We start from the raw sequence: 24009 nt of genomic DNA, 5'->3' as shown, positions 1-24009 counted from the left end.
AGGGATCATCGATGAAGGCATCCTTCAATCCCCTCCTCACCGCGGTAGTCGCCGCGGCGGTGGGTGCCGTGCTGGGAATCCTGGCCGTCTCGATCGGGGCGTCCACCCTCGGCAACAGCAACAGCAAGCCAGCGAGCGTGGAGCAGCCCATCATCGTGTACGGCGAGCGCTGACGGTGCGGCATGGAGGTCCCCCCTCCTGACGTCTCGTCAGAACTGGTCGTACTCGACGTCGTGGTGCCCGCGTACAACGAGGCGCTCCGGCTGCCCGACACCCTGGTCCTGCTCCGGGCGGCGCTGGCCGAACTCGGCGTGCCCTGCCGGGTCACCGTGGTGGACAACGCCAGCGACGACGGGACCAGCGCCGTGGTGGTGAACGCGCCGCCCGGCCCGGTTCCGGTCCGCCTGCTCTGGTGCGGCGAACCGGGCAAGGGCTTTGCGGTGCGTCGGGGTGTGCTGGCCAGCGACGCCCGTTACGTAGGCTTCTGTGACGCCGATCTGGCCACCGCGCCGGCCGCTCTCGCCCAGGTGCTCAATCTCCTGTACGACGGCGCAGACGCGGTGGTCGGGTCGCGGGCCCACCCCGAGTCGGTCGTCGAGGAGCGGCACAGCGTGCTGCGACGCTGGGGCGCGGTGGCGTTCCGGGGCGCGGTCCGGCAGGTGGTGCGCGGCGTCAGCGAGACGCAGTGCGGGTTCAAGTTCTTCCGCAACGACGTCGCCCGGCGGGTCTTCGCGCCCCTGCGGTGCGGTGGATTCGCGTTCGACGTCGAGGTGCTGGGCCGCGCCGAGCGGGCGGGCGCCCGCCTGGTGGAGATTCCGGTCAGCTGGGTGGACGTACCCGGCTCCCGCTTCTCACCGGTCCGGCACGGCTGGCAGAGCTTCGTGGACGTCGCGAAGATCAACTGGTGGCTCCGTGGCGCCGACGTCGCCCCGGTGATGCCACTCGTCACGCTTCCGGTCACGCCGGACGTCACCGGCGGCACGGCCGCCGTTGGAATGCGGCCGTGAGTGTCGGAACACCCTCTACCGACGCGGCACCCACCACCGACGCCACCGTGGTGGGCCGCCGGGTCGTGGTGCTCAACTGGAAGGACCCCTGGCATCCTGACGCCGGGGGCGCCGAGGTGTACGCCTGGCAGGTCGCCCGCGACCTGGTGACCGCCGGCGCGGAGGTCACCTTCGTCACCGCGCGCCCGAACGGGCAGCCCGGCGACGAGGTCCGCGAGGGCATCCGGATCGTCCGTACCGGCGGCCGGTGGACCATCTACCCCCGGGTGCTGGGCTGGCTGGCGCGCCACCGCCGGCAGTTCGACGCGGTGGTGGACTGCCAGAACGGCATCCCGTTCTTCAGTCCGGCGGTCCTGCCGGCGGCCGTGCCGGTGATCTGCGTGATCCACCACGTGCACGACCGGCAGTTCCGGTTGTACTTCGGCCCGGTCGTGGGTCGCTTCGGCGCCTGGCTGGAGGGACCGGTCGCCCGGCGCGTCTACCGCCGCGCGGTGACGCTCGCGGTCTCCCCCTCGACGGCGGTGGCGATCCGGGAGCGGCTGCGCTGGACCGGCCCGGTGGTCGTGGCGCCCAACGGCGCCGACGCGTCCCGGCCGGCCGCCGCGGGCGTGACCCGCGCCGACCGGCCACGTGTCGTCTGCGTCGGCCGGGTGACCCGGCACAAGCGGGTGGACCTGGTGGTCGACGCCGTGGCCCGGCTCCGGGCGCAACGGCCCGACCTGCGTCTGGACATCGTCGGCGGTGGGCCGGACGCGGCGAGCGTCCGCCGGCTGGTCGACGAGCGCGGGCTGAACGACATGGTCACCGTGCACGGCCACCTGCCCGCCGCCGAGCGGGACGCCCTGCTGGCCGCCGCCTGGTTGCACGTCTCCGCCTCGTGGGGTGAGGGCTGGGGTCTCGTGGTGGTGGAGGCGGCCGCCGCCGGGCTGCCCACTGTCGCCTTCGACGTGGACGGGCTGCGCGACGCGGTCCGGCCGGGCCGTACCGGATGGTTGGTCGACGAGGGTGAGGATCCGGCGCAGAACCTGGCCGCCGGCCTCGACCGCGCGCTGGACTCCCTGGCGACGCCCGGAGAGCCGGAACGGATGGCCGCGGAGTGCCGGCGGTGGAGCGACTCGTTCCGCTGGACCGACACCGGCCGGCGGGTGCGTGCGGTCCTCGGGGATCTGCTGACGCCGCGCCCGCTGCCCTGGGCCGCCGGGAACACGTCGGTGGTGGTCCGGACCGACCAGCCGGAACGCCTTCTGGCCCGGGTGGCGCCGCTCCTGCCGCGTACCCGGCACGTCGCGATCGACGGGCAGAACCTGCTGCTCCTGGTGCCGGCCGCCGAGCCGGCCGCCGTCCGGCAGGCGCTGCTGCAGGCGGGGGTCGCAGCCGACGACATCGACGAGCGGAACGCCGGAGCGGACGAACTGCTCACCGGCGTTCCGGTACGGCAGTGCTGACCGCCTGGTCGACCGCTCGCCGTACCCCCGGAATTCCGAGCGCCACGGTGTCCCTGGCGGTGTGGCGCCTGCGCGAGCTACTGGTCTGTCTCGCGCTGATCGGTCTCTGCGTCACCCAGGAGCCCGGGCTCATCGTGCCCGAGACGAAGCTGGACATGGCCCTGGACCCGGGCGGTTTCCTCGCCCGCGCGGCTCACCTGTGGACCGGGGACTGGCAGTTCGGCACGCTCCAGAACCAGGCCGTCGGCTACTTCTTCCCGATGGGCCCGTTCTTCCTGCTCGGTGAGGCGGTGGGCCTGCCGGCCTGGCTGGTCCAGCGGCTCTGGATGGCGACCCTGCTCTGCGTCGCCCTCACCGGCGTGGTGCGCCTGGCGCGCGCCCTCGACCTCGGCGGTCCGGGATCGCGTCTGGTGGCCGGCGCGATCTTCGCGCTGTCCCCCCGGGCGCTGTCCCTGGTCGGCACGGTCTCGCTGGAACTGCTGCCGTACTGCGTCGCCCCCTGGGTCCTGCTGCCACTGGTCAAGGGGGCCGCGGGCGGTTCGTTGCGGCGGGCCGCGGCGCTCAGCGGGCTCGCTGTGGTCTGCATGGGCGGCGCGAACGGCGCGGCCGTCGCGTGCGCCGTGCTGCCGGCGTTCCTGTACGTGGTGACCCGTGCGCCCGGCCGGCGGCGGATTCGCCTGCTGGCGTGGTGGACGGTGGCGATGGTGGCGGCCACCTTCTGGTGGCTGGTGCCGCTGCTGTTGCTGCAGCGCTACGGGTTCCCGTTCCTCCCGTACACCGAGAGCGCGGCGGTCACGACCAGCGTGACGTCGCTCCCGTCGGCGGTACGCGGCAGCACCCACTGGGTGGGTTACCTGGCCGTCGACGGCGTGCCGTGGTGGCGCGCGGGATGGGCGCTGGTCACCACCCCGTGGATGATCGTGCTCACCGCCCTGATCGCCTGCGTCGGCCTGGCCGGGCTCGCCCGTCGGGACCTGCCGGAGCGGCGGTTCCTGCTCGTCGGCGCGCTGGTCGGCCTGCTGGCCCTGACCGCGGGGAACCTGTCGACCGGGGGCGCCGCGTTCGCGTCGCCGATGCGTGAACTGCTCGACGGTCCGCTCGCCGCCCTCCGCAACCTGCACAAGTTCGACGTCGTGATCCGCCTGCCGCTGGCGCTGGCCGCCGCGCACATGCTGGACACGGTCGGCCGGATCGCGCTCATCCGCCGCTTCACGCGCCCCACGAACATGGCGCCCCGGCGGGTGGCGCTGGGCGCGACCGCCGTCGCGCTCGTGGCGGTGACCAGCGGCGCCGGGATGGCGGGACTCGCTCCGGGCGGCGGCTTCCACGCGCTGCCCGAGCACTGGCGGCAGGCGACCGGGTGGCTCGACCGGCACGCCGGGCCGGGCACCACCCTGCTGGTTCCCGGCTCCAACTTCGCCGAGTACAACTGGGGACGTCCGCTGGACGAGCCGGTGCAGCCGCTGCTGGACTCGCCGTGGGCGGTGCGGGCGCTGGTGCCGGGCGGATCGGCTGGCAACTCGCGGCTGCTCTCCGCCATCGACGAGCGGCTCGCCTCGGGCACCGCCTCGCCCGGACTGGCCGACGTGCTCAGCCGGCTCGGCGTGCGCTACCTGCTCGTCCGCAACGACCTCCGCCAGCCGGTCGGCGGCATCGCCTGGCCGGTCCTGGTACACCGCACGCTTGACAGCGCACCGGGCCTGTTCCGGGTCGCCGCGTTCGGCCCGGCGTCCGGGGTGAAGCCCGACCTGAACGGGGCGTGGGACTACGGCCTGCACGAGCCGTACCCGGCGGTGGAGATCTACGAGGTGGACCGGCCGACGCCCCGGGCCACGCTGACCGACGCCGCGCTGCCGCTCAACCTGGTCGGCGCGCCGGAGACGTTGCTGGACCTCAGCGACGCCGGTGTGCTGGGCAACCGGCCGGTGATCCTCGACGGCGATCCCCCGCTGGTCAGCGACGGCGGCACCGTGCTCGCCGACAGCCTCCGGGACCGGGAGGTCGACTTCGGTCTGGTCCGGGGCAACACCTCGCGGACCCTGACCGAGCAGGACCCGACCCAGTTGGAGCGCCTGGAGCACGACATCCTCGACCCGGCGTGGCGGTCGTCGATCACCTCCTCGGCGTACGCCGGGGTGGCCGACGTCCGGGCGTCGTCCAGCGCGGCGGACGTCACCGGTCCGGCCGGGCTGCGCGACCCGTCGGCCACACCCTTCGCCGCGGTCGACGGCGACATCGGCACCGCGTGGTTGTCCGACGGCGCGCGCAAACCGGTGGGCCAGTGGGTCGAGCTGCGCTTCGCCGACCCGATCGAGGCCGACTCGGTGGAGGTGCAGGTGATGGGCGACGAGGTGATCGGCGCGCCGGTCACCTCGGTACGGGTCAGCACCGAGGGCGGTTCCCAGGTGCACCCGGTGACCGGCGCGGGCCGGTCGACGGCGCGGTTGCCGCTGCCCGCCGGCCGGAGCAGTTGGCTGCGGGTGACAGTCGAGAGTGTCGCGGACGCCGACGTTCCGGGCCGCCGGGCGGGTATCCGGGAGCTGAGTGTCGCCGGGGTGACGCCCGAGCGCTACCTGCGACTGCCGGAGGTGCCCGCCGACGCCGTCGCGCCCGAGGTGGTCGCGCTGGCCCGCAAGGCCACCGATCGATCCGCCTGCGCGGTCGCCGGTGACCACTACCTGTGCGCTCCCGACCTGATCCGGCAGGGCGAGGAGACCGGGCTGGTGCCCCGGCGCTTCGACCTGCCGGACGCGATCCCCACCCAGCTCACCGGCCTGGCCCGGGCCACGCCCGCCACCGCGCTCGCGACGTACGACGAGATGACGGGCGGCGAGACGTTCACGACGTCGAGTTCGTGGTTCGCCGACCCGGTCGCCTCGTCGAGGTCGCTGGGGGACGGGGACGACGGCACGGCCTGGTGGGCGGATCCGAGCGATCCCCAACCGACAGTGAAGATGCGCTGGGCCACCGCGCGCAAGGTGAGCTGGGTGCGGCTGCGGTTCGCGGAGAGCCTCGTCGCGGCGCCGCCCAGGACGGTCCGGATCACCGGTGACGACGGCATCCGGGAGGTGACTGTCGACCTGGACGGTGTCGCCCGCTTCCCGGCTCTGCGTACCCGTGGGCTCACCGTTGCAGTGACCTCTACCGTGCCGAGGGTCAGCCGGTCGACGGCGCTGTTCGAGCCGCAGTCGCTGCCGGTCGGTCTCAGCGGCGTGGACGTGCAGGGCGTGCCCGAACTGAACCAGCCGCGCGGCCTCGACCGTGAGGTGACGCTCCCGTGCGGCGCGGGGCCCACCATCGTGGTCAACGGGGTGAAGGTGCCCACGACGGCCACCGGGACGCTGCGCGACCTGCGCGACCTGCGGCCCCTGCGCTACCGCGCCTGCGCTCCCGCCACGTCGTCGGGCCGGGCCGCGAAGGCGGGCGCGGAGCAGGTCACGCTGCGGGCGGGCGGCAACGAGGTCTCCGCCCCGGCGGACCGGTTCGTCGTGGACAGCGTGATCTTCAGCGGTACGCCGGCCGAACGGCCCGTCGTCGCCGCGTCGCCGCGCCGGGCGTTGAGCGTGGTCGACTGGGACGACCAGCGCCGGTCGATCGAGATCGGTGCGGGTGGCGGCAGCTACCTGATGGTTCCGGAGAACGCCAACGCCGGCTGGCGGGCGACGCTCGACGGGCAGGAGCTGATCGCGGCCCGCCTGGACGGGTGGAAGCAGGGATGGTTCGTGCCGGCCGGTCCCGCCGGCCGCGTCGAGCTGGTCTTCACGCCCGGCGAGCACTACCGGATCGTCCTGTTCGTCGCCGGGGGCCTGTTGGTGCTGCTGATGGTCGGGGCGCTGATTCCCGCGCGCCGCCATCGACCCGCGTACCCGGTGGTGCCGACGATGATGCCGACCGCGCCGCTGCTCGCGGTGGCGGTGCCGGCGCTGCTCGGGGGCCTGGTCGGGCTCGGCTGCGCCGCCGCGGTGGTGGCGCTGCACCGGCGCCGCACGCCCGGCCCGGCATGGATCTGGGTGCCGGCCGCGCTGGGGCTCACCGTCTACGGGACCGAGCGTCTGTGGCTGCCCCGGGTCGGCGCGGAACGGGTGGCGGAGCTACTGGTCCTGTTGCCGACCGGGCTGCTCCTCGTGGCGGTCGCCGCTCTCGTGTTGCGGTTCCGTCGGGTCCGCGGCCGGTACGAGGCGAGTTCCGAGGCCGGCCGGGCCGGCGCCCTGAAGCGCTGGCGCCGGCGTCGCGGCCCGGAGCGGGAGGTCGGGCTCGACGGCCACGGGCCGGCGGCGGCCACCGAGCCGCCGCAGCCGTCGCGCGGGCCGCTCGATGAGGTAGTAGCTGGCCGTCGCGACCGGGACGGTGAGGGCCAGGGTGACGGCGAGGAGAACCCAGAACGAGCTGTTCATCCGGGTGAATCCGAGCAGGCGGAAGCAGACCTCGAGCGCGAGGAGGTGCCAGAGGAAGATGCCGTAGGAGATCCGGCCGAGGAACATGACCGCCCGGTGGCTGAGGAGAGCGCGGGGCACCCCGCCGGACCCCGGCCCGACGAGGGGGGCGATCAGGCACCAGGCGACGAGCAGGAACAGCAGGTGCTCGGTGACCGACTCGACCGGCTTGGCGGGTTCGACCCCGCGCGGGCCGGCGATGGGCGTGCTCGCGATCCAGAGCAGCGCGCCGGCGATGAGCCAGGACGTTCCCGGGGCGAAGGTGAACACGCGCAGGCCGCGCGGCGTGGCGGACCACAGGTCCTCGTCGCCCCGCCCAGACCCGTCACCGGTCAGGCCGGTGAGGAACGGGGTCGAGGTCGTGCCGACGGGCCACGAGGCGAGCACGGCCAGCATGATGCCGATGCCGAACCAGTCGAGAAAGGCGGGCAGCCAGAGCACCGCGAGTCCCGGTAGAGGCGAGTCGGGACCGTGCGCGTACGCATTCCAGATGAGGCCGGCAAGGACGAGTACGGCACCGAACGCCAGTTGGCGCCGGGCTCGCCCGAGCGGGGTACGGCCGCCCATTCGGCGGCCGAGCACCGCTATCAGTGGCAGCGCAAGGTAGAAAGTCGCCTCCGTAGCCAGGCTCCAGGTCTGCTCCATGCCGACCGGGAGTCGCAATGGCTCGTAAATCTGTGCCAGAAGAAAGGGGATCGCCCAGTCCCAGACGGACTTCAGATAGTCGATGTTGAGCCAAGTCAGTGCGACGATCGCCATTGCCCAGTACCCGGGCAGAATGCGCAGCGCGCGGTGCCAGAGGTATCGCCGAACGGATGGTCCTGACTGTCCGTTAATGGCAGCGAGCGCGAATGGCCGATAGAGGAGGAAACCGGACAACGCAAAGAAGATCGCCACCCCGACATCCAGCCTGGCCAGCACAGCTGCGAGGTGGGCGAAGGAGTTGGTCAGTCCGCTGAGAAAGGAGACATGGTGGACGACCACGCCGATCACCGCCACCGCCCGCAGCCCTTCCAATGCGGGCAACCAACCGTCCGAACGGCCGGTATTAGTTGCGGACAGGATCGCCTGTCCGTTGCTCGAGTCCGGTCTGACGGGTCGGCTCACAGTTCCCTCGACATCCATTTGATCTCGCAGCCCGGTGGCTGCTGCACCCCCGGAGTCAGTACGTCGCGAGAGGTCGCATCGGACCATATCCGAAATCGGCCTCGTCATGTACTGTCAGCCGACTAGTCGAGTCTTTACAAGGGGAGGAGTTTCATGCGACCCACGTCGGGTGCCATCTTGGTGGCGGCAGGCGCGTTCCTGATCGTCGGGGCCGTGGCGACGCCGCTGGCCGTCGCGCCCGCTCTGGTCAAGGTGCCCCTTGACCAGAGTTCGGTAACGGTTTCAGAGGCGAAGAACGCGACCGTTCTTGATTTCAGCACGCTGGCCGAGCGCAGCGGCGTCAACCTGACCGCCCACCGCGCGGTGCGCGGCGACGTCGAGGCCGGCAACGCCGACCGGACGGTCTTCAACGTCGGTGTCCGGGTGATCGACGACGCGGGCAAGGAGATCACGGTCAGCACGGACCGGGTCGCCCTCGACCGGCGTACGGCGGAGTCGGTCGCCTGCTGTGCCGAGGCGGTCAACGGCGCGCCCTTCAAGCACGAGGGGCTCACCTACACCTTCCCGTTCGGTACGGAGAAGAAGACGTACCAGTACTTCGACAACACCGCTCGGAAGGCGTACCCCGCCGAGTACGTGGGCACCGAGAAGCTGCAGGGGCTGACCGTCTACAAGTTCGAGATGACGGCCGAACCGATCAAGATCAGCGAGATCGACGTGCCGGGCAACCTGGTCGGATCGGCCCAGCCCACGGTGACGGCCGGCCGCTTCTACGCCAACACCCGCACCCTCTGGGTGGAGCCGGACAGCGGCGTCATCGTCAAGGGGCAGGAGAAGCAGCTTCAGACCCTGCGTGACGAGACCGGCGCGGACAAGATCAAGATCATCGACGCCACGCTCGTCTTCACCGAGGACACCCAGAAGCAGCAGGCCAAGGCGGCCAAGGACGCGCGTGGGCAGATCAACCTGCTGACCACCGTGCTGCCGATCGTCCTCGGCGTCGTGGGTCTGCTCCTGCTCCTGCTCGGCCTGTTCATCATCGTCCGCGCGGCTCGCCGCCGGCCCGACGCGACGCCGGTGGACGCCGGCGACGGACCGGTGGACGACGTGCCGTCGCAGCGTTCGGCGGAGCCGGTCGACGACGACCCGACCGTGCCCGCCGGCGGACGCCACGCCGCGGACCGCGCGGAGTCCTGAGCGCCAACCCTCGCACCACCACACGAGCAGGCCGGCCGACCCACCAGGGTCGGCCGGCCTGCTCGTGTGCGCGGCAGGTGGCAGGTCAGAGGCGGCGCACCGCGTACCGGGTGCAGATCCAGTCCTCGGTGTACGGCAGGTCGGGCCGCTGCCCGACGATCTCCCCGCCGTTGGCGGCCACCAGCCGGGTCATGTCGGCGTCCGGCACCGCTGTCATCTTCATCGGCGCGGGGTAGTTGAGCAGCCGGCGCTGCGCCCAGCTGATCAGGCGGAACGGCGCGAGCTTCCAGATGACGCCCTTGGCCGTACGGGCCGGCTCGGTCGGCAGGCCCACGACGGCGACCCCGCCGGGGCGCAGGACGCGCAGGAACTCGGCGAGGTAGCTGTCGATCGCCGGGCGCGGCAGGTGCTGCAACACGAGCGCGCTGTAGACCAGGTCGAAGTGCCCGTCGGGGAACTGGCTCAGGTCCGGCGCGTCGTTGAGGACGAAGCGGATGTTCCCGGCGCTGCGGTCCAGGCGCCGGGCGGTCTCCAGCATCGACGGGGCGATGTCGACGGCGACGACCTCGCCGGCGTGCGGCGCGAGCGCCTGCGACAGCCGACCGGCCCCGCATCCGAAGTCCAGCGCGCGGTCCCATCGCGTGGGCAGGCCGAGCCGGCCCAGCCATCCGGTCGTCTCCTCGACGTCGGCGCGGCCGGTGGCCAGGAACTCCTCGACGTCCCACTGCCCGCCGCGCTTACCGGGCTGGACGAGGACGGCCCACAGCGGATCTTCGGCGCCCAGCTTGGTCCAGTCGCGCCGTACGTCGTCGAGATTCACGCCGAAACCCTAGGACATCCGGGGGTGCGGCTGGATCGACCCGGTCATCTGCCGGCTCGGATGTTCGGCCGACGACACTGCCCCGAACGGCCCATCGCGCTCGACGCACTGTACATTTGTTACTTGATTGTAATCCCTCGATGTGCCGTCACTGTGGGTTGATCGGGCGCTCGATGACGGTGTCTTTGCGCACTTTGATGCCCTTTTCCTGCTCCGGAGCGTCAACGCCTGGTGATGGCGAGCAAGCTTCGTGGCGCACTCGTGTTACCGCCGGGTACACGAGGGGGTTGTGAGCTGCGCCGCATCGGGTGCACGATCAGGCTCGATCGTTACCCGTCGGTAACAGAGGGCGGGGCCCGGCGCGGGCCACCGGTACGACAACCGGCCGCCGCGCACATTCGCTCGAGGAGGAACCCGTGCAGAATCGGCTCGACAACCAGGGTCGTACCCGGTGGAAGCGGTTCGCCGCCATGATCGTGCCCACCACGGCAGCCGCCGGTGCCATCCTGTTCGGCATGTCGACCGGCGCCATCGCCTCCGACATCACCGTGTCCGGGCAGACCTTCAAGATCGGCGCGGACCGCCTGGAGGGCGAGGGCTTCAAGCAGTACGGCGGCATCGTCCGCGAGAAGGGTGAGGACGGCAAGGCCGGCGCGACGCGCCCGGTCGCGATGGCCGAGATCAGCAGCGCCGACCTGTACAACCTCTGCCAGTCCGTCCGCGCCGACCTGCCCGGCCTGCCGGTGGTGCTCACCATCAACGCCGGCGAGGGCAAGGACCCGGCCCGCGCCAAGGACCTGGTGATCGCGATGGACTCGCTCGAAGGCAACGCGACCTTCACCAACATCCAGATCGGCCGCGACGCCAGCGACCTGAACCCGACGGCCCAGCGCGGCTCGTTCGGCCAGAACTCCGACCGGGTCACCATCCGCGACCTGAAGCAGGTGTCCCGCTACACCACGTCCTCGACGTTCAACCTGGTCGGGCTGCGGCTCAAGGTCAACGTGGGTGACGACGCCAAGGGCAAGGAGTGCTTCTGAGCTGAGCACGGCCCGCGGTGGCCGACCACCGCGGGCCCGCCCCACCGTCCCCGCCCCCGCTCCGCCAGGAGGAGTACGTGACAACCGTCGAACCGTCCCACGCCCGGCTCGGCACCGCGGCCCGGACGTGGCGGACCTTCCGCCGCTGGCAGCGGAGCCGGCCGTTCTGGGGCGGCCTGTTCATCATCCTGGCCGGGGTGGAGATGCTCGCCTCCACCCGGCTGACCCTCAACGGCCTGAGCTTCAGCAGCGGCGCCACCGGCCTGCTCTCGTTGCTGATCCCGGCCATCCTCGGGACCTGCGGCGTGCTGCTCTGGCTCAGTCCGGCGCAGCGGCTGTTCTACTCGATCGTCGCGGCGGTCACGACCGTCTACTCGCTGATCGGGCTCAACCTCGGCGGCTTCTTCCTCGGCCTGCTGCTGGGCATCGTGGGCAGCGCGCTCGCCTTCGCCTGGGTGCCGGTCCGGCCGTCGGAGCCCGCCGCCGAAGAGCGCGACACCGAGGCGGACGACGAGCGCGACACCAGGGTGGACCAGCGGCACGCCGACCTGCTCGACGTCGACGGCCCGGTCGGCGTCGAGCAGGTCGGCGCCGACCAGTCGGTCACCGGCCGGCCGGCCGCCCCGGAACCCGCTGACGAGCAGCCGGCCGGGGAACTGCCGACCGTCGAGGTGCCGGCCGGCGTACGGCCGGCCGTCGAGCAGCCGACTGCCGAGCGGCCGGGCGGGGAGCGGCCGGTCCCTCGGCAGTCGGTGAACGGGCAGGCGGCCGGATCCGACGGCGGCCCGCCCGAGTGGGCGGGCCGTTCGGCGGACCCGCGTGCCTTCGGCATCGTCCTGCTGGTGCTCGGCCTGGCCGCCGCCGGCCTGGCCGTGCAGCCGCGCGCGGTACAGGCCGCACCGAGCAGGCCCGCCGCCAGCGCCTGCCCGACGAAGCCCGCCACGCCGTCGAAGGCACCCTCCGCGACGCCCACCCCGACGCCGAGCGCGAGCCCGACGCGGGAGGGCAACATCATCACCGACTTCTTCGAGGGGATCGGTGACCTGTTCAAGGGCGGCAGCAAGAAGAGCGAGACGCCCTCGCCCACACCGACCGCGAGCGGATCGGCGGCCCCGACGAGCAAGCCGACCACCCGTCCCGGCTCGACCGACTGCCCGACACCGGGCAAGCCGGGCAAGGAGGAACCGGCGAAGCCCGGCAAGGTGGAGCCCGGCAAGCCGCTGCCGCGTATCGCCGCCGACCCGGGCCTGCCGAAGGTGGCCAAGCAGCCGTCGAAGCTCACCGGCTCCAAGGTGACCATGACCGGGCTGCGGTTCGAGGGGATCACCGACCTGCGGACCGAGCAGGGCGCGCTCAAGGTGCTGAAGTTCAGCATGAAGGAAGCCGTGACCGACGACTTCCTGCTGGTCGCCGACGGCCCCAGCGGTCGCACCCAGCGGTACGCGACCGACCGTCTCACCGTCCGCGACGACGTCGCGTTCTACTGCACCCGGTTCGTCGGCAAGCTCGCCGGCATCAAGCTGACGCTGACGCCGGACCTGCCGTTCCCGGACGGCCTGCCGGTCACGCTGCCCATCCCGGTGACGTTCACCGACCCGGTCATCGACCTGGCGTACGTCACCAGCAACACGCTCACCGGCCGGCCGACGCTGAAGGTGACGCTCGGCGCCTGACCGGACGGGTGCCGGCGGAACGCGCCGCCGGCACCCGGAAGCCGGCTCAGAGCCGGGCCAGCGCCTTACGCAGCGGGTCCAGCCCCAGCGAGCCCAGGTCGAGCGCCTGGCGGTGGAACTCCTTGAGGTCGAAGTCGGCGCCCTTGCGGGCCTTCGCGTCCTCCCGGGCCTGCAACCAGATCCGCTCGCCCACCTTGTACGACGGGGCCTGCCCGGGCCAGCCCAGGTAGCGGTTCAGCTCGAAACGCAGGTTCTCGTCCGGCACCCGGCAGTGCGCCCGCATGAACTCCCAGCCCAGCTCCGGCGTCCACCGCTCGCCCGGGTGGAAGCCGAACGGGTTGTCCTTCGGGATCTCCAGCTCCAGGTGCATGCCGATGTCCACGATGACCCGGGCCGCGCGCAGCGCCTGCCCGTCGAGCATGCCGAGCCGGTCACCGGGGTCGCCGAGGTAGCCCAGCTCGTCCATCAGCCGCTCGGAGTAGAGCGCCCAGCCCTCGCCGTGCCCGGAGACCCAGCACAACAGCCGCTGCCAGCGGTTGAGCAGGTCGGCCCGGACGGCCGTCTGCGCGACCTGCAGGTGGTGACCCGGCACGCCCTCGTGGTAGACGGTGGTCACCTCCCGCCAGGTGGAGAAGTCGGTGATGCCCTGCGGCACCGCCCACCACATCCGCCCCGGCCGGGAGAAGTCCTCGCTCGGGCCGGTGTAGTAGATGGCGCCGTCGCTCGTCGGCGCGAGGCAGCACTCGATCCGGCGTACCTGCTCGGGGATGTCGAAGTGGGTGCCGTTCAGGTCGCTGACCGCCTGGTCGGCGAGCGCCTGCATCCAGTCCCGGAACGCCTCCTTGCCGCGTACCGTCCGCGCCGGGTCGGCGTCGAGCGCGCGTACCGCGTCGTCGATCGAGGCGCCGGGCCCGGCGATGCGCGCGGACACCGTCCGCATGTCGGCCTCCAGCCGGGCCAGCTCCGCGAAACCCCAGGCGTACGTCTCGTCCAGGTCGACCTTCGCGCCGAGGAAGTACTGCGAGGCCAGTTCGTAGCGCTCCCGCCCGGCGGCCTGCTTCTCCCGCCCGGCCGGCGCCAGCTCGTTGCGCAGGAACTGCCCGAACTCGGCGGTGGCGGCGGTGGCGGCGGCAGCGCCCTTGCGCAGCTCCGCGCCGAGCGCGCCGTCGGCGTCGAGCCGTTCGACCATGCCGTGGAAGAAGTTGTCGCCCTCCGGGTCGACCCAGACGTCGCACTGCTTGGCCACCTCGACGAGCTGCACCTGCGAGCTGACCCGTCCCGCGGCGGCGGCCTCGCGCAGCGTGCGCTTGTAGCCGTCGAGCGCCGACGCGAAGCGGTTGAGCCGGGCCGCCACGTTGGCCTTCGCCTCCTCGCCGTCGGTCGGCATGAGGTCGAAGACCATCCGGATCTCGTGCAGACCGCTGGAGATGACGTTGACCTCGCTGCCGGTCTCGCCGGCCTCGTACCGGGCCAGCTCCAGGCCGAGGCGCTCCTGCATGGCCTCCTTGGCGGTCCGCTCGGCCTCGGTCTCCGGCTCGGTCACGTCGAGGTCGCCGAGCGTGCGCCGGGCCAGGTCGGCGCGGGCCGCGTAGCCGTCGGGCGACAGGTCGTCGAGCTGGTCGTCGTAGCCGGCGATGCCGACGTAGGTGGCCCCGGTCGGGCTCAGCGGAGCCCACTCGGCCACGTACCGGTTGGCGAGGTCATCGATTCGTCCCACGAGGGGACCCTACGTGACCCCGCAGCCGAATTCCGCACGACATCGTCGTACCCGTGGGGCAGAGTGTCAGGGGTGACAGTCGATTTCACTCCTGACCGCGCGCCGCTGCGGAGCTGGCTGCCGGGGTTCGTCGCGCTTGCCGCCATCTGGGGTTCGAGTTTTCTGTTCATCAAGGTCGGCGTGGCCGAGCTGCACCCCGTGCACCTCACTCTCTACCGGGTGGCCACCGGCGCGGTCACGCTGCTGGTGGTGCTCGCCGTGCTGCGCGACCGGCTGCCCCGCGACCTTCGCGTCTGGGGGCACATGCTCGTGGTGGCCGCGTTCGGCGTCGCGGTGCCGTTCACGCTGTTCGGCTACGGCGAGCAGCGGGTCGAGTCGATGCTCGCCGGCATCTGGAACGCCACCACGCCGCTGATCGTGCTGCCGCTGGCGGTGCTGGTGTTCCGCACCGAGCGGCTGACCGTGCGGCGGGCGGTCGGGCTGGGGCTGGGCTTCGTCGGGGTGCTCGTGGTGCTCGGCGTCTGGGAGGGCGTCGGTGGCGCCCACTTCGTCGGCCAGCTCATGTGCTTCGGCGCGGCTGCCTGCTACGGGCTCGCCATTCCGTACCAGAAGAAGTTCGTCGCGGGCAGCGCGTACTCCGGGCTGTCGCTGTCGGCGGCCCAGCTGCTGGTGGCGACCGCGCAGCTCGCGCTGGTCGCGCCGTTCGTCGGGACGCCGCCGTCCCCGGCCGGGCTCTCGCCGCGCGTGATCGCGAGCGTGCTGGCGCTCGGCGCGCTCGGCACCGGGCTCGCCTTTGTCATCAACATGCGCAACATCCGGCTGGCCGGGGCGAGCACGGCGTCCACAGTGACGTACCTGGTTCCGGTGTTCGCGGTGCTCGTCGGCGCGGTCGTGCTGGGTGAGCGGATGACCTGGCACCAGCCGGTGGGTGCGCTCGTGGTGCTGGCCGGCGTGGCGGTCGCGCAGGGCCTGTTCGGGCGGCGCCGCACGCGCCCGGACGTGGTGGTGCCGGCCCGCACTGTCGAACCGGCCGCCCAGGGCTGACCCTCAGCTACGGCCGGCCGTCCACTTCACCAGGCGGTCGGCCGTCCAGGTGTTCACCACCCGGTTCGCCGGCACCCCGCACAGCGCGGCCCGCTCGCAGCCGAACCGCTGCCAGTCGAGCTGGCCGGGGGCGTGCGCGTCGGTGTCGATGGCGAACCGGCACCCGGCCTCCAGCGCGAGCCGGATCAGCCGCTTCGGCGGGTCCTGCCGTTCCGGCCGGGAGTTGATCTCGACGGCCACGTCGTGCTCGGCGCACGCCGCGAAGACGGCGTCCGCGTCGAACTCGCTCTCCTTGCGGGTACGCGCGCGGTGCCCTTTGTCGCCCGGCCCGGTCACGCCGGCGGGCCGGGAGGAGACCATCCGGCCGGTGCAGTGCCCGAGGATGTCCAGGTGCGGGTTGGCGATCGCGGTCAGCATCCGGCGGGTCATCTTCGCCCGGTCGTCGTTCAGCCCGCTGTGCACCGAGCCGACCACCACGTCCAGGCGGGCCAGCAGGTCCTCGTCCTGGTCCAGCGAGCCGTCGGCGAGGATGTCCACCTCGATGCCGGTGAGCAGGCGGAAGCCCTTCGGCAGCGCCTCGTTCACGGCGGCGACGTGGTCGAGCTGCTTGCGCAGCCGCTCCGCGGTCAGGCCCCGGGCCACCTTCAGCCGGGGCGAGTGGTCGGTGAGCACCAGGTACTCGTGGCCCAGCTCGACCGCGGCGAGCGCCATCTCCTCGATCGGCGAGCCGCCGTCGGACCAGTCCGAGTGGGTGTGGCAGTCGCCGCGCAGCGCGTCCCGCAGCTTCGCCGCCGCCTCGTCCAGGTCGGTGCCCTCGGTCGCCAGCAGCCGGCGCAGGTAGACCGGCTCCTCCGCGGCCAGCGACTCGGCCACGCAGCGGGCGGTGACGTCACCGACGCCGGACAGCTCGGTCAGCTTGCCGGCGCGGGCCCGTTCGGCCACCTCGGCGGCGGGCAGCGCGCCGAGCGTCTTCGCGGCCGACCGGAACGCCCGGACCCGGTAGGTGGCCTCGTTGGCCCGTTCCAGCAGGAACGCGATCCGGCGCAGGTCGGCGATGGGATCCCGGGCACTCATGCCCTGGAACCTACGCGCATCCGCCGCCCGCCGCGCGACCCCGCACCGTCAGCCGCCCGTGGTGGACCGGCCCGGCGACGCCGGGCAGCCGTGCTTGCGCTGCCAGGCGGTGACCTCGGCGACCGGCGAGCGGTTGCCGTCCTTGCGCCACGAGTTCAGGTAGGGCGCCGGCCAGACCACGCCCCGGCGGATCCACCAGTCGTCCTTTCCCGTGCACTTCGGGGAGAGTCCGAAGTGCAGGTGACAGACGTTGTTGGCGTTGCCGGTACGGCCCACCTTGCCGAGCTGCTGCCCGGCCCGGACCCGTACGCCCGGGTCGATGCCGGCCGCGACCGCGCTCAGGTGCGAGCCGTAGTAGCGCACCCCGTCGTCACCGAGCAGCGAGACGGAGAGCCCGCCGTTGTTCGGGCCCTGCGGCCCGCGCTTGTCGAACCGGTCGACCCGGCTCACCTCCAGCACCACGCCGTCGGTGACCGCCACCACCGGCTCGCCGCAGTCGGCGAACACGTCGGTGCCCGGGTAGCCGCCGTGCGTCGGGTGGTAGTCGACGTTGCCGGCGCGGACGGGGAAGACCCGCTTCACGTCCGTGCGGGCCGGCGACGGCGGGGAGGCGGTCGGCGGTGCCGGGCTCGCCGGGTCGGCAGGCTGCGCGCCCGTCGCGATCGGGCTCGGTTCCTGCCACCTGTCGGCGCGCCCGGTGGAGGCGCTACACCCCCCGGCGGCGAGCGCCGCGACGAGCAGCAGGACCGGGTACGCCGGCCGCGTCCGGCGTCCGATCGATGGCGAGCGCATCCGGTCATCCTGACAGACCACTACCGTAGGGACGAACGCCGCGACCGCGTCACACCCGCCGGTCACGGTGCGTGACGCCGACGTGGATCGTTCGGGGAAGGGGGCGGTGGTGACGTACGGGTGGCAGGGCGGACCCGAGGGGACCGGTCCGGGGGCGTTCCCACCTCCGCCGCGTACCCCCTCGGGACTCTTCCCGTCCAACGCGCCGATCCGGCCCAGCTACCGCGAGCCGTACCCGATCACCGGCTCCGGGGTCGCGGTCGGCGCGCTCGTCGCGTTCGCCTGGTTGCTGCTGTTCGGGCTGCTCGGCCGCAACATCGCGGGTTACGCCTGGTGGACTCTGCTGGCCGGCGCCCTGGCCTGGGCGGCGGCTGCGGTGCTGGTCCGCCACGGTGACCGGGGGGTCGCCACCGGGGTCGCGATCGTCACCGCCGGTGGTTGGAGCATCGCCGCCGCGCTGGTCGCGATGCGGTGGGCGCAGACCGGCGACTGGCCGCTCTGGTGACCATGGGTGCCGGTTTCGCTGCGTAGCGAAGGCCACCTTGACGTTCGCGCGGTGACGGTCCACGCTCGGCGGTATGGCCTGGACCACACCGCCGCGGCTCGACCCCGAGCGGAGCCGCCGTCGCCTGCAACTCCTTGCCGAGTTGGCCGGTGCCCGCGCGGTGCAGCAGCGCCAGCGACCACAGCGCGCGCGTACCGAGCGGCTGCGCCAACTCATCGCCACCCGTCGGCGCGTCGTCGGCTGACCGGCTTTCTCTTCAGAACGGCCGGCCCTTACGGGGCGTTGACCGGTCGCCCGCCGACCCGACCGGTTAACGTGCATCGCGTGACCTGTCGGCGTGCTGCCGAGGCCAATTTGGGGGGACCGTGTCGTACTTCGCTGCTGCCGTGGCGCGCGTCGACGGCGGCTGGACCGCGGGCGAGGTGAGCCTGCGGGGCGTCACCGACATCGAGGAGGTGGCGGACCGGCTGCGCGACGTCGAGCCGGACGCCGACCTGTCGCTGCTGTTCGTCGAGGCCGACGACACGTACCTGGTCGTCCTGCGCCTGGACGAGGGGGAGGACCTGCGGGTCTTCGGCTCCGACTCGGCGTTCGCGGAGGAGTCCCGCCTGGGCGCGCTGCTGGTCGGCGACCTGAAGACGTCGGTCACCGGGCTGGAGGAGGTCGACGAGCCGCGCGCCTCCAGCGGCGACGACGACAACGAGCAGCCCGCTGTGGACCCGGAAGCCGACCCGGTCGGTGACGCGGACCTGCTGGCCGACCTGGGCATCCCGGCGCAGAAGCTGCTCGCGCTCTGCGCACACGAGGGTTCCATGCCGGCCGACGTCACCGCCGAGATCTGCCAGGTGCTCGGCTGCGTGGACGAGGTCGAGGAGCTGCGTGAGGTCTGAGCCCGGGGAGTCCCGGACGCCCGGCGCCGCCGAACCCGCCGACGCGACCGATCCGGCACTGGAGACCGTACGCCCGGGGCAGCCCACCCCCGGCCGGGCCGCGCGCGTCGGTCCCGGCGCCAACGAGGCGCTCGCCGAACCGGGCGCGGTCGGCCGCCGGCAGCGGCACGAGCTGTGGATGCGCCGGGCCCTGGAGGTCGCGGTGACCGGCCCGGACGAGGCGACCCCCGACGCCGACGACGTGCCGGTCGGCGCGGTGCTCTACGGCCCCGACGGCGCCGAACTGGCGATCGGGCGCAACGAGCGGGAGTTGACCGGCGACCCGACCGCGCACGCCGAGGTGCTGGCGTTGCGCCGGGCCGCGCAGCGGCTGGGCCGCTGGCGGCTGGACGACTGCACGCTCGTCGTGACGCTGGAACCGTGCACCATGTGCGCCGGGGCGATCGCGCTGGCCCGCGTCTCGACAGTGGTGTTCGGCGCGTGGGAACCCAAGACCGGTGCCGTCGGGTCGCTCTGGGACGTGCTGCGCGACCGCCGCGTCACGCACCGCCCCGAGGTGTACGGCGGCGTGCTGGAACGCGAGAGCGCGGCGTTGCTGCGCGCGTTCTTCCGCTGAGGAGTTCTGGTCTTGTCTCAGGCTCCGGCCGGCGCGGGGCGCAGCAGCGTCGCGGCGATTGCGCGGCCGACCTCGGTCCACGCGGTCGGACGCAACGTCGCCGGGTCCAGCCGGACGATCGACCGGGTGCCGGTGGCGTGCACGGTGGCGCCGTCGGTCGAGCGGAACTCGAAGGCGTACTGGGCGCTGCTGGTGCCGAAATGCTCCAGCCAGAAGTGCACCGCCACCGCGCCGACGCCGGTGACCGGCGCCCGATAGCTGATGGTGAACTCGCGGACCGCGTGGAACACGTCCGGCGCGGCGTGCACGTCGCCGCGGTAGACGACGCCGCGCTCGGCCCAATAAGGCGTGAGCGCGCGTTCCAGCAGCACCGCGTAGCGGGCGTTGTGCAGCAGGCCCATGGCGTCGAGGTCGTCGAAGTGCACCGGCACGTGCGCGACGTGCCCGAACTCGGCGGCCTGCCGCTCTACTGTGGTGTGGCTCATGACTGGCCTTCCGGTAGCAGGGTCGGATCCGGGCAGAGCGCCCGCAGCCGGGTCAGCAGGCCCTGGCGGGCGTGCCGGTAGGTGGCGTCCGGGTCGAGCAGCCGGGACCGCATCACCGCGCTGATCCCCAGCGCGTCGATCTCGTACGCGAGCAGTGGCACGTCCAGGTCGGCGGGGAGTTCGCCGAGGTCCACCGCCTCCTGGACGAGGCGTTCCAGCAGCGCGGTCCAGCGGGCGAACGCCTCGGCGAGCCGGTCGCGGACCGGGCCGGGGCGGGCGTTGTACTCGAACTCGGTGTTCGCGAAGAAGCAGCCGCCGGGCAGCACCCGGGCGGCGTAGAAGTCGATCCGGGCCTCGTGCAGCGCGCGCAGCCGGCGTACGCCCCGGGGCGCCTCCAGGGCGGGCGCGACGATCATCTCCTGCCACTGCGCGACGGCCCGGTCGACGGTGGCGAGTTGCAGCGCCTCCTTGGAGCGCCAGTGCGCGAAGAGGCCGGACTTGCTCACCTCCAGCCGGTCGGCGAGCTGGGCCAGGGAGAGGCCGTGCAGGCCGACCTCGGTGGCCAGCGCCACGGCGGTGTCCAGCACCGCGGTGCGGGTGCGGTCGCCACGGGCGACGCGGCCGTCGGAGGTCATGCGGGCAGCGTATCGGGAAACAAGCACGACCGGTCGTATTTATTTTTGTGACCCCGGTAACGCGCGACCGCCCCGCCACCTTGCGGTGACGGGGCGGCCCAGGGTCGATCAGGTCAGGCGATGATGGTGTCCAGCGCGATCTCGACCATCTGGCCGAACGTCTGCTCACGCTCCTGCGACGTGGTCTTCTCGCCGGTCTTGATGTGGTCGCTGACGGTCAGGATCGTCAGCGCGCGGGCCTTGAAGCGCGCCGCGATCGTGTAGAGCGCCGCCGACTCCATCTCCACCGCCAGCACGCCGTAGTCGGCGAGCGTGTCGTACAGGTCCGGCCGGTCCGTGTAGAAGGCGTCCGCCGCCAGGATCGGCCCCACCCGCATGCTGATGCCGCGCCGCTCGGCCACCTCGACCGAGGTACGCAGCAACCCGAAGTCGGCCACCGGGGCGTAGTCGATCAGCCCGTCGAAGCGCATCCGGTTCATGTTCGAGTCGGTGGACGACCCGATCGCCGCCACCACGTCCCGCAGCTGCAGATCCTCGGTCAGCGCGCCGCAGGAGCCGACCCGGATCAGCGACTTCACGCCGTACTCGTTTACCAGCTCGTGGGCGTAGATCGAGGCGGACGGCATGCCCATGCCGGAGCCCTGGACGGACACGTCGACGCCGTTCCACTTGCCGGTGAAGCCCAGCATGCCGCGCACCGTCGTGTAGCAGCGGGCCCCCTCCAGGTAGGTCTCCGCGATCCACTTGGCCCGCAGCGGGTCGCCCGGCATCAGGACCCGCTCGGCGATCTCTCCCGGCTCAGCGCCGATGTGCGTACTCATGGCAAAGATCCTGCCAGGCCGGGCCGAGGGATACCGGTTCGGCGTCCAAGCCGGCGGTCCTGTACCCTCGTCGGCGGTGGCGTGTCCGAGTGGCCTAAGGAGCACGCCTCGAAAGCGTGTGAGGGTTTACGCCCTCCGCGGGTTCAAATCCCGCCGCCACCGCTCGTGAGATGCGAGAACGCCCGGTCGATCCTCAGGGATCGGTCGGGCGTTCCGCTTCTGGTCTCAGTTCCGGTCTCAGTTGGGTTCAAGGCACCGTTTCATGGCCCTCTGCCGGTTTCTCCCACAGCAGCCCGCCGACGCGCTGGGCGATGTCCCGGCGCACCTGAGTCGTGACGTGCTGGTACCGGACCGCCATTGCCGAGTTCGACCAGCCCATGATGCCCATCACCGCTCGCTCCGCCACGCCGAGGATCAGCAGCACCGTGGCGGCTGTGTGACGGGCGTCGTGCAACCGACCATCCCGTAGACCAGCGAGCTTGAGTAGGCGCTTCCACTCGTCGTAGTCCGTACGGGGGTTGACCGGTCCACCGGTCGGTGTGGCGAGCAGCCAGTCACCGTCCTCCCAGAGCTGGGCGGCGGTGACGCGCTCCTGGTCCTGCTCTTCGCGATGCTTTCGGAGCAGCGCGACCAGCTCGTCGGGGAGGCCGATGCTGCGCCGGCCAGCCCTGGACTTGGTTTCTGCGGTGTCGGCCCGTATCGGCCGACGCTCGGGACAGTGCCCGCCATACTTCCGTCCGCACGGTGAGTGGCACCCGTGTTCCCACCTCGGCCGCGGACCTGGTCAACCAGGCCAAGGTGAACTCGAAGAAGCAGTTCATGGAATCGCAGGACTTCCAAGCGGCAGTCACTGAGGCGGTCGTCGACAACCAGGAGGCCCACAACACCATGGCCGACTACTTCTTCAGCGACGGCCCTGGCATCAGTGGCGTCATCATGGCGCTCGCGGACGCGTTCTACGAGGCAGCGATCGATCAGCGAACCGGTGTGTGAGCGGGCCGGTCCCCAAAGGGGACCGCGCGGTACAGGCTGACAGCTACAACGAGCGCAACAGCACCACCACCCCCATCGACGAACGAGGTTCGACCGCTCTTCGCAACCACGGAGCTTTCGACCGGTGCACCCCTGCAGATGGCGCTCACCGCCCCCTCCGACGACCCGACCGGGCTGCCCCACCAGCAGCTCTAGCTCAAGGCCAAACCGGAAATATCCCTAAAGCGTACAGATAGGAATGTGCTGCCCGACGGGGGCGGGAGCCGTCAGGGCTTCCGTAGTGCGTCACCGTTCTGAAGTGCTACTTTGCCGCCGGTGGCGACGGCGGTCAGGACAATGGCCGCGGCGGCGACGCCGAGTGTTGTCTTGTTGACCCACCTGTCCAGGAAGTGCTTGTTCTCGGAGTCTTTTGCGGATTCCTTGTCCGCCGTTTGCATGAGCAATTCGTTCAGGTACCTCCGCGTCTCTGGGTCCAAGTCGTCCCGTTGGAGTTGAGCGATGATCGCCGCTCTGGTCTCTCGGTAGCCCCGATGAACGTTCTCTTGACTCTTCTCGTTGGACGAGAGAGTGGACTCGTGCACCTTCCGCACCGTAATCATCGCTTTGACGGCGAGCTTTGTGATCTCGGGAAGCTGCTCGATGATCTTTAGCTGAACCTCCTTCTCCATCTCCGGCATCATGGCCACGAGCTGGAAGACCTTGTCTTTGGAGAGATTCCGCCAGGTGTCAATGTCAAGCACCTTCTTGACGTCCTCTTCACTCTTGATGACCATGCTGTGCCCCGTCTGTCGAAAAAGGATCTCCGCGACGGAGATTGTAGCCGGGGCTTGCGGGTCCGCTGCGTGCCCGATCGCCTCACTACCTTCGCCCGGCTCGCGTCCAAGTGCTGAGCGGCTTCCGCATCCCGGCCATCGACCGCACGCGGCGTGGTCAGGGCATGGCGCAGGTGTCCCGCGGGGACAGCCGGGAGTTGGCCCGTCGATCATAATTCTAGGATGTCGAACGCTGGTGACAACAAGGTGAAGGCCCAACTCATGCAGGCTGGGATGGTCCGGGAGGGTGACCCTGAGGGACCAGACAAAGATTTCCTGGCGAATGTCATCGAGCAGATGTTCCACCATTGGATCACCCCGCTCCGTCCAGACTTTAAGAGGGAGGAAGTTACTCGTGCCCTGGTCGTCTTTAACTCAGACAACAGCACTGAGGTGCGAGTTAACGATGAGGCCGGGTTCATTGCCATTGCCGGTGAGCGAGCGGAGATCCTGCCTCCGGAGAATTGCTTCGTCGGGCATGTTATCGACTTGTATCCAGACGGTGTCGACCCGGACTTGGCGTGGACGGGCTTCTGTGAAGCGCAAGGCGGCCGTGTTGTTATCTGTGAGTTCCGCCGGAACCGAGAGAAGGTCCTAAACCTCCTGGGCAGGGCTGACCGCTTCCATCGTTCGGCCCTGTTGTCCTTGGATCAAGGGATTCTGGAGCCGGCTGTGGAACATCTGTGCACGGCCGCCGAGCTGGGGGTGATGACGCTTATTCAACTTGACGGCTGGAATGACAAGAAGCATCACAAAAACCGCCGCGAATGGCTAAGGGCGGAAGTAACCCACGGATCTACCCCCGCATCGTTCGCTGCTGCCTTCGAAGCCCTCATGGATGACCGGAACGCAGCTCGCTACGGAGAGGCCGAACTCGTGACGGACGCGGCCGCCGCGACGGCC

General features: G+C 71.4%; 22 protein-coding genes, 1 tRNA gene and 2 pseudogenes. 15 read left to right on the top strand and 10 right to left on the bottom strand.

What is annotated here, in order from left to right; all coding sequences use genetic code 11:
* Positions 1 to 11: 11 nt before the first annotated feature.
* From HA073_RS29730 to HA073_RS31305, 4 genes and pseudogenes are all read left to right on the top strand, one after another.
* Positions 12 to 173, top strand: a complete 162-nt coding sequence (locus tag HA073_RS29730) for a hypothetical protein (RefSeq protein ID WP_157539048.1) — start codon at positions 12 to 14, stop codon at positions 171 to 173.
* A 9-nt stretch (positions 174 to 182) separates the two neighbouring features.
* Positions 183 to 1007: a glycosyltransferase gene (locus HA073_RS29725; protein WP_064446837.1), complete on the top strand. Its 825-nt coding sequence runs from the start codon at positions 183 to 185 to the stop codon at positions 1005 to 1007.
* Positions 1004 to 2452: a glycosyltransferase family 4 protein gene (locus tag HA073_RS29720; RefSeq protein ID WP_205799028.1), complete on the top strand. Its 1449-nt coding sequence runs from the start codon at positions 1004 to 1006 to the stop codon at positions 2450 to 2452. Before HA073_RS29725 ends, HA073_RS29720 begins: the two co-directional genes overlap by 4 nt.
* Positions 2446 to 4506, top strand: a pseudogene (locus HA073_RS31305) (DUF3367 domain-containing protein); the annotation flags it as partial. The gene HA073_RS29720 and the pseudogene HA073_RS31305, both read left to right, overlap by 7 nt.
* A gap of 2037 nt (positions 4507 to 6543) precedes the next feature.
* On the opposite strand, the gene HA073_RS31300 reads toward HA073_RS31305, so the two are convergent.
* Positions 6544 to 8010, bottom strand: a complete 1467-nt coding sequence (locus tag HA073_RS31300; protein WP_223201453.1) for an acyltransferase — start codon at positions 8008 to 8010, stop codon at positions 6544 to 6546.
* A gap of 135 nt (positions 8011 to 8145) precedes the next feature.
* Here HA073_RS31300 and HA073_RS29710 point away from each other — a divergent pair, with 135 nt between their 5' ends.
* Complete coding sequence (locus tag HA073_RS29710; RefSeq protein WP_083297040.1) at positions 8146 to 9189, top strand: DUF3068 domain-containing protein; 1044 nt, start codon at positions 8146 to 8148, stop codon at positions 9187 to 9189.
* Between the two features lie 85 nt (positions 9190 to 9274).
* Here HA073_RS29710 and HA073_RS29705 read toward each other — a convergent pair whose 3' ends face one another.
* The gene (locus HA073_RS29705; protein WP_051611329.1) at positions 9275 to 10009 is read right to left on the bottom strand and encodes a class I SAM-dependent methyltransferase; all 735 of its coding nucleotides are present in this window, start codon (positions 10007 to 10009) and stop codon (positions 9275 to 9277) included.
* A gap of 416 nt (positions 10010 to 10425) precedes the next feature.
* Between HA073_RS29705 and HA073_RS29700 the strand changes: the two genes are divergently transcribed.
* Both HA073_RS29700 and HA073_RS29695 read left to right on the top strand, forming a co-directional pair.
* The gene (locus HA073_RS29700; RefSeq protein WP_043327818.1) at positions 10426 to 11049 is read left to right on the top strand and encodes a DUF6230 family protein; all 624 of its coding nucleotides are present in this window, start codon (positions 10426 to 10428) and stop codon (positions 11047 to 11049) included.
* Positions 11050 to 11126: 77 nt separating this feature from the next.
* Complete coding sequence (locus HA073_RS29695; protein ID WP_166457824.1) at positions 11127 to 12722, top strand: DUF6114 domain-containing protein; 1596 nt, start codon at positions 11127 to 11129, stop codon at positions 12720 to 12722.
* Between the two features lie 46 nt (positions 12723 to 12768).
* On the opposite strand, the gene HA073_RS29690 is transcribed toward HA073_RS29695, so the two are convergent.
* Positions 12769 to 14439 carry a DUF885 domain-containing protein gene (locus HA073_RS29690; RefSeq protein ID WP_166457823.1) on the bottom strand — a complete coding sequence of 557 codons (1671 nt, stop codon included), beginning with the start codon at positions 14437 to 14439 and terminating at the stop codon, positions 12769 to 12771.
* Positions 14440 to 14511: 72 nt separating this feature from the next.
* Between HA073_RS29690 and HA073_RS29685 the strand changes: the two genes are divergently transcribed.
* Positions 14512 to 15483, top strand: a complete 972-nt coding sequence (locus tag HA073_RS29685) for a DMT family transporter (RefSeq protein WP_043327820.1) — start codon at positions 14512 to 14514, stop codon at positions 15481 to 15483.
* Positions 15484 to 15486: 3 nt separating this feature from the next.
* On the opposite strand, the gene HA073_RS29680 is transcribed toward HA073_RS29685, so the two are convergent.
* On the bottom strand, positions 15487 to 16557 hold the full coding sequence (locus tag HA073_RS29680; RefSeq protein ID WP_166457822.1) for a PHP domain-containing protein: 1071 nt from the start codon (positions 16555 to 16557) through the stop codon (positions 15487 to 15489).
* Between the two features lie 48 nt (positions 16558 to 16605).
* Positions 16606 to 17349, bottom strand: a complete 744-nt coding sequence (locus tag HA073_RS29675; RefSeq protein ID WP_166457821.1) for a M23 family metallopeptidase — start codon at positions 17347 to 17349, stop codon at positions 16606 to 16608.
* Positions 17350 to 17458: 109 nt separating this feature from the next.
* Between HA073_RS29675 and HA073_RS29670 the strand changes: the two genes are divergently transcribed.
* The 4 genes from HA073_RS29670 to HA073_RS29655 all read left to right on the top strand — a co-directional run bounded on the left by HA073_RS29670 (position 17459) and on the right by HA073_RS29655 (position 19360).
* Entirely contained in the window at positions 17459 to 17854 is a 396-nt protein-coding gene (locus HA073_RS29670; RefSeq protein WP_176722829.1) for a hypothetical protein, read from the top strand.
* A 73-nt stretch (positions 17855 to 17927) separates the two neighbouring features.
* Complete coding sequence (locus HA073_RS29665; protein WP_166457820.1) at positions 17928 to 18098, top strand: hypothetical protein; 171 nt, start codon at positions 17928 to 17930, stop codon at positions 18096 to 18098.
* Between the two features lie 121 nt (positions 18099 to 18219).
* Entirely contained in the window at positions 18220 to 18744 is a 525-nt protein-coding gene (locus tag HA073_RS29660) for a tRNA adenosine deaminase-associated protein (RefSeq protein WP_043327823.1), read from the top strand.
* Positions 18745 to 18922: 178 nt separating this feature from the next.
* Positions 18923 to 19360 carry a nucleoside deaminase gene (locus HA073_RS29655; protein ID WP_197494900.1) on the top strand — a complete coding sequence of 146 codons (438 nt, stop codon included), beginning with the start codon at positions 18923 to 18925 and terminating at the stop codon, positions 19358 to 19360.
* Positions 19361 to 19377: 17 nt separating this feature from the next.
* On the opposite strand, the gene HA073_RS29650 is transcribed toward HA073_RS29655, so the two are convergent.
* The 3 genes from HA073_RS29650 to deoD form a co-directional block, all read right to left on the bottom strand.
* Positions 19378 to 19845, bottom strand: coding sequence for a thioesterase family protein (locus tag HA073_RS29650; RefSeq protein WP_166457818.1), 468 nt, complete (start codon positions 19843 to 19845; stop codon positions 19378 to 19380).
* Entirely contained in the window at positions 19842 to 20480 is a 639-nt protein-coding gene (locus HA073_RS29645; protein WP_030502134.1) for a TetR/AcrR family transcriptional regulator, read from the bottom strand. Before HA073_RS29645 ends, HA073_RS29650 begins: the two co-directional genes overlap by 4 nt.
* A 113-nt stretch (positions 20481 to 20593) precedes the next feature.
* Entirely contained in the window at positions 20594 to 21301 is a 708-nt protein-coding gene (gene deoD, locus HA073_RS29640; protein ID WP_043327826.1) for a purine-nucleoside phosphorylase, read from the bottom strand.
* Positions 21302 to 21376: 75 nt separating this feature from the next.
* Here deoD and HA073_RS29635 point away from each other — a divergent pair.
* Positions 21377 to 21463: transfer RNA gene (locus HA073_RS29635), tRNA-Ser, on the top strand.
* Positions 21464 to 21548: 85 nt separating this feature from the next.
* On the opposite strand, the pseudogene HA073_RS29630 reads toward HA073_RS29635, so the two are convergent.
* Positions 21549 to 22076: pseudogene (locus tag HA073_RS29630) on the bottom strand (tyrosine-type recombinase/integrase); the annotation flags it as partial.
* Between HA073_RS29630 and HA073_RS29625 the strand changes: the two are divergent.
* Positions 22046 to 22294 (top strand): hypothetical protein, encoded by a 249-nt coding sequence (locus tag HA073_RS29625; protein WP_205799026.1) that lies wholly within the window; start codon positions 22046 to 22048, stop codon positions 22292 to 22294. The pseudogene HA073_RS29630 and the gene HA073_RS29625 sit on opposite strands and share 31 nt — an antisense overlap.
* A gap of 266 nt (positions 22295 to 22560) precedes the next feature.
* On the opposite strand, the gene HA073_RS29620 is transcribed toward HA073_RS29625, so the two are convergent.
* Positions 22561 to 23067: a hypothetical protein gene (locus HA073_RS29620; protein WP_166457817.1), complete on the bottom strand. Its 507-nt coding sequence runs from the start codon at positions 23065 to 23067 to the stop codon at positions 22561 to 22563.
* A gap of 222 nt (positions 23068 to 23289) precedes the next feature.
* Between HA073_RS29620 and HA073_RS29615 the strand changes: the two genes are divergently transcribed.
* On the top strand, positions 23290 to 24009 hold a 720-nt coding region (locus HA073_RS29615; RefSeq protein ID WP_166457816.1), incomplete at its 3' end, for a HEPN domain-containing protein.

The sequence above is a fragment of the Micromonospora sp. CMU55-4 genome (genome assembly GCF_011602315.1).
Lineage (GTDB): Bacteria > Actinomycetota > Actinomycetes > Mycobacteriales > Micromonosporaceae > Micromonospora > Micromonospora chalcea.
This window is presented reverse-complemented; position numbering and strand designations above follow the sequence as displayed.